The sequence below is a fragment of the Pontibacter rugosus genome, assembly GCF_042678745.1.
GTDB classification, from domain to species: Bacteria; Bacteroidota; Bacteroidia; order Cytophagales; family Hymenobacteraceae; genus Pontibacter; species Pontibacter rugosus.
Map to the genome: position 1 here is coordinate 1 of NZ_JBHTLD010000412.1, position 1,445 is coordinate 1,445.

Genomic DNA, 1,445 nt, shown 5'->3' on the forward strand with positions numbered 1-1,445 from the left:
CTCGACTTTAGCATTAAGCAGCATTGGCCAGCATATGCTGAAAATGCTGTAGCAAAGGTTTTGGTATTTTCACCATCTCTGTCTGTTTATCAGAGGTTGAAAAATCGATTTTCTGCCATAGCAGCCTTCTGACGGCGGCAATCGCGTCACTGAAAGTAGGCTTCTCTTTTTTGTGCCATGCCGCTGTGTCGACCAGCAGCATCCCTTGTTTTTGCAGCCTCTCAGCCAGTAGCGTAACGATAGAAAAAAGCCCTAGCAGCACTGGGGTGGTACGCTCAATTGCTTTATCTGACCACTGCCTCTGTGTCTCAACTCCTATGTGTGCCCGCGTCTCCTCCAGTGTCACCTCTACGGACCACCTTCTGGCAAAGTAAAGGACTATCGTCTCTGCCGGTAATTCCAGATCGGTAGAAAGCAGGGCCACCGGCGTCAGCTTCCCTTCCGGGTCGCCCAGCAGTACCCACCTTAGGGGCACCACCGGCTTTCCGCTGTGGTACCATACAGCGGTGCCCGTGGCTATCTCCATTTCTTTCTCACCATGGCCGTACCAGTTAGTCAGCTTCACCTTCTGCCATTTTGTAGCAGCACACTTCAAAACCTCCTGCAGGGATGGCAGTCTCTCTCCTTTTTTCCTGCTGCGCCCGGGTTTGCCCGGCACACGGGCCGGGGCAGGCTCATAAAGTGCCGCATCCAGACGCAATCTGGTAATGAAAGTGACATGGCTGCGCACCGCCGCCAGCAATTCCATGACAGCATAAGAGCTGTCTCCCACGGCTATCACTTGCCGCTCTGGCAGCCAGCGCTTTAGTTGCAGGAGCATCTGTCGGGCCCAGTCGGTGATTTTCTTGTGCCGCTTCCTGGCTTCTTGGGCATAGCGCTCACTGGGAGCCAGCACCGTCAGAAAAGGCAGGGCCCACACCCGCCCGGCCCAGCTCATGGGCAGGAGCAGCATCAGGCTTATCCACCGCAGGCCGCTACACTTGACAAAGTGCGCGCGGCTGCTGCGCGCACTGTCCCGATAAATGCCTCTCTTGTTTATCTTACTACCCCACCTGCGCTCTATCGTCTCGTCTATCCCTACTACTACCGGACCAGCTGCCAGAAAAGCAGCAAGCAGTTGGCCCAGCAGAACATGTGCTCCTTCCAGGGCACACCACCTGGCCAGGCTCAGCACCCGGTGATACTTATGAAACTTTGTCTCTTCGCTTAGCCCCAGTACGCGTAGAGCAGAAGTAACGGTTCGTTTGCCAGGTGCTAAAATAGCTCCTGCTAAAAGAAGGCGGGCATGGACAAAGACCGGTTTGGAAAACAAACTGGAATAGGCTATCATTATAGTTAGGAACTCATCGGGAAAGCTGGACATGGAAAGATTTGTTTGGTCACAATCTTAACCTTACCTCTTCTTGGTGAGTTCTATCTTTTTATAAAAATGCTAAAGTCGAGCT

At 53.3% G+C, this 1,445-nt stretch carries 1 protein-coding gene; it reads right to left on the reverse strand.

Annotated features, from left to right (window positions below):
- Positions 1-13 precede the first annotated feature (13 nt).
- Positions 14-1,363, reverse strand: a complete 1,350-nt coding sequence (locus tag ACFQ2O_RS21600) for an IS701 family transposase (protein WP_449301395.1) — start codon at positions 1,361-1,363, stop codon at positions 14-16.
- Positions 1,364-1,445 lie beyond the last annotated feature (82 nt).